2 protein-coding genes are annotated in these 3099 nt (G+C 69.5%); both read left to right on the top strand.

What is annotated here, in order from left to right; all coding sequences use genetic code 11:
* Positions 1–1288: AAA family ATPase (locus tag V7793_RS35620; protein ID WP_336013822.1), on the top strand; the 1288-nt coding region annotated here is incomplete at its 5' end.
* Between the two features lie 225 nt (positions 1289–1513).
* The gene (locus V7793_RS35615; RefSeq protein ID WP_336013821.1) at positions 1514–2932 is read left to right on the top strand and encodes a sugar porter family MFS transporter; all 1419 of its coding nucleotides are present in this window, start codon (positions 1514–1516) and stop codon (positions 2930–2932) included.
* Positions 2933–3099 lie beyond the last annotated feature (167 nt).

Genomic DNA, 3099 nt, shown 5'->3' with positions numbered 1-3099 from the left:
GGCCGTCGCCGAGGAGTCCGCCCCGGCCGAGGGCGACGGGGAGCCCGACACCTCCGTACGGGACCGCCTCGCCGCGGACGGCGCCAATGCCCGGCAGACGGAGATGGAGGCGCGCCTCCAGGTCCGTACGCACGAGGAGCGCGTCAAGGCCCTCGCGGGGCGGGCGGACGGCCTGGACCGGGCGGCCCGTGCCGAGCGCGAGGCGCGGGCCCGCGCGGAGCAGCGCCGCGCCAGGCTGCGGCACGAGGCCCGCGTCGCCACGGCCGTCGCGTCGGGGGCCCGGCAGCTCCTCGCGCACGTCGAGGTCTCCCTCGTGCGCGCCGACGAGGAGAAGCGGAGCGCAGAGGAGGCGAAGGGCGCCCGGGAGCGCGAGCTGACGGCCGAACGCAACCGGGGCCGCGAGCTGAAGAGCGAGCTGGACAAGCTCACCGACACGGTGCACAAGGGCGAGGTGCTCGGCGCGGAGAAGCGCCTGCGCATCGAGCAGCTGGAGGCCAGGGCACTGGAGGAGCTCGGCGTCGAACCCGCGGGCCTGGTCGCGGAGTACGGGCCGGACCAGCCCGTACCGCCGTCCCCGCCGGCCGAGGGCGAGGAGCTGCCGGAGGATCCGGACCACCCCAGGAACCGCCCCGTGCAGTACGTACGGGCGGAGCAGGAGAAGCGGCTCCGTGCCGCCGAGCGCGCCTATCAGCAACTGGGCAAGGTCAATCCGCTGGCGCTGGAGGAGTTCGCGGCGCTGGAGGAGCGGCACAAGTTCCTCTCCGAGCAGCTGGAGGACCTCAAGAAGACCCGCAGCGATCTGCTCCAGGTCGTCAAGGACGTCGACAAGCGCGTCGAAGAGGTCTTCACGGAGGCGTACCGGGACACGGCCCGGGAGTTCGAGGGCGTCTTCTCCCGCCTCTTCCCCGGCGGCGAGGGGCGGCTCGTCCTTACCGACCCGGACGACATGCTGGCCACCGGCGTGGACGTCGAGGCGCGGCCGCCGGGCAAGAAGGTCAAGCGCCTGTCGCTGCTGTCGGGCGGGGAGCGCTCGCTGACCGCGGTGGCGCTGCTGGTCGCGATCTTCAAGGCGCGACCGAGCCCGTTCTATGTGATGGACGAGGTCGAGGCGGCGCTGGACGACACCAACCTCCAGCGGCTAATCGGGATCATGAAGGAGCTGCAGGAGAGTTCGCAGCTGATCGTGATCACGCACCAGAAGCGGACGATGGAGGTCGCCGACGCGCTCTACGGCGTCTCGATGCAGGGCGACGGTGTCTCGAAGGTGATCAGCCAGCGACTCCGTTGATCTTGAAATCGCGTGTCAGTGGCTTCACTTCTTCAAGTGTTGAACTCAACGCGTGAGAAGCCTCCTGGAAACTTCTTGGTTACGACCTATTGACTTAAGAAGATGAAGACATAGGGTCTGCAGCGTTGCTAATACCTTCAAGTGGTGGGCCCCCAAGTCCTATGCCCCACTTGAAGTGCCAGCCCCCCCACGCCCGGCAGTGCCGCCGGGCCTCAGGAGTACACGTTGACCAGCACTGCGACGGCGCAGGGGTCCGAGGGCCGCAAGGCCCAGCCGGATCACCTCGGGCATGTCATCTTCATCACCGCGGCCGCGGCCATGGGTGGCTTTCTCTTCGGCTACGACAGCTCCGTGATCAACGGCGCGGTCGAGGGCATTCGCGGGAAGTACGACATCGGCTCCGCAGCCCTGGCCCAGGTCATCGCCATCGCCCTCATCGGCTGCGCCATCGGCGCCGCCACCGCGGGCCGGCTCGCGGACCGCATAGGCCGGATCCGCGTCATGCAGATCTCCGCGACGCTCTTCACGATCAGCGCCGTCGGCTCGGCCCTGCCGTTCGCCCTGTGGGACCTGGCGTTCTGGCGCATCCTCGGCGGCATCGCCATCGGCATGGCCTCGGTCATCGGCCCGGCCTACATCGCCGAGGTCTCGCCGCCCGCCTACCGCGGCCGCCTCGGCTCCTTCCAGCAGGCCGCGATCGTCGTCGGCATCGCCGTCTCGCAGCTTGTCAACTGGGGCATCCTCAACCTCGCCGACGGCGACCAGCGCGGTCACCTCATGGGCATCGAGGCCTGGCAGCTGATGCTCGGCGTCATGGTCGTCCCGGCCGTCCTCTACGGCCTGCTCTCCTTCGCGATCCCCGAGTCGCCCCGCTTCCTGATCTCCGTCGGCAAGGTCGACAAGGCGAAGAGCGTGCTGGCCGACGTCGAGGGCCACACCGTCGACCTCGACAAGCGCGTCGCCGAGATCGAGCTCGCGATGCACAGCGAGGAGAAGTCCACCTTCAAGGACCTCCTCGGTGGCAAGGCGGGCCTCCTGCCCATCGTCTGGGTCGGCATCGGCCTGTCGGTCTTCCAGCAGCTCGTCGGCATCAACGTGGCGTTCTACTACTCGGCCACCCTCTGGCAGTCCGTCGGCATCGACCCGAGCGACTCCTTCCTGTACTCCTTCACGACGTCGATCATCAACATCGTCGGCACCGTGATCGCGATGATCTTCGTCGACCGGGTCGGCCGCAAGCCGCTCGCCCTCGTCGGTTCGGCCGGTATGGCCATCTCCCTCGCCCTCGAGGCCTGGGCCTTCTCCGCGCAGGCCGCCGACGGCTCCCTGCCGACCACCCAGGGCACGGTCGCCCTCGTCGCCGCGCACGCCTTCGTGCTCTTCTTCGCGCTCTCGTGGGGCGTCGTGGTCTGGGTCTTCCTCGGCGAGATGTTCCCCAACCGCATCCGCGCCGCGGCACTCGGCGTCGCCGCCTCCGCCCAGTGGGTCGCCAACTGGGTCATCACCGCGAGCTTCCCGAGCCTGTCGGACTGGAACCTCTCCGGTACGTACGTCATCTACGCGGTCTTCGCCGTGCTCTCGATCCCCTTCGTGCTCAAGTACGTCAAGGAGACGAAGGGCAAGGCGTTGGAGGAGATGGGCTAACCCCCCCCGCCGCCCTCTCCTCAACAGGACGCTGCCCCGGCTCACCGACGAGCCGGGGCAGCGTCCTGTTTGCGTACGGCGCGAGCGGGGCCGACGTCGGGGGGCTGGCACGGCCTCGCGCACGGGGCGTGGGGCGGCGGGGCGCGGCCCATGGCGGAGGCCGGTGG

Origin of the sequence: Streptomyces sp. KLMMK, from assembly GCF_036961605.1 — a bacterium.
Classification (GTDB): Bacteria; Actinomycetota; Actinomycetes; order Streptomycetales; family Streptomycetaceae; genus Streptomyces; species Streptomyces telluris.
The sequence above is the reverse complement of the archived record's forward strand: the minus strand, read 5'-3'. Positions and strand labels throughout refer to the sequence as shown.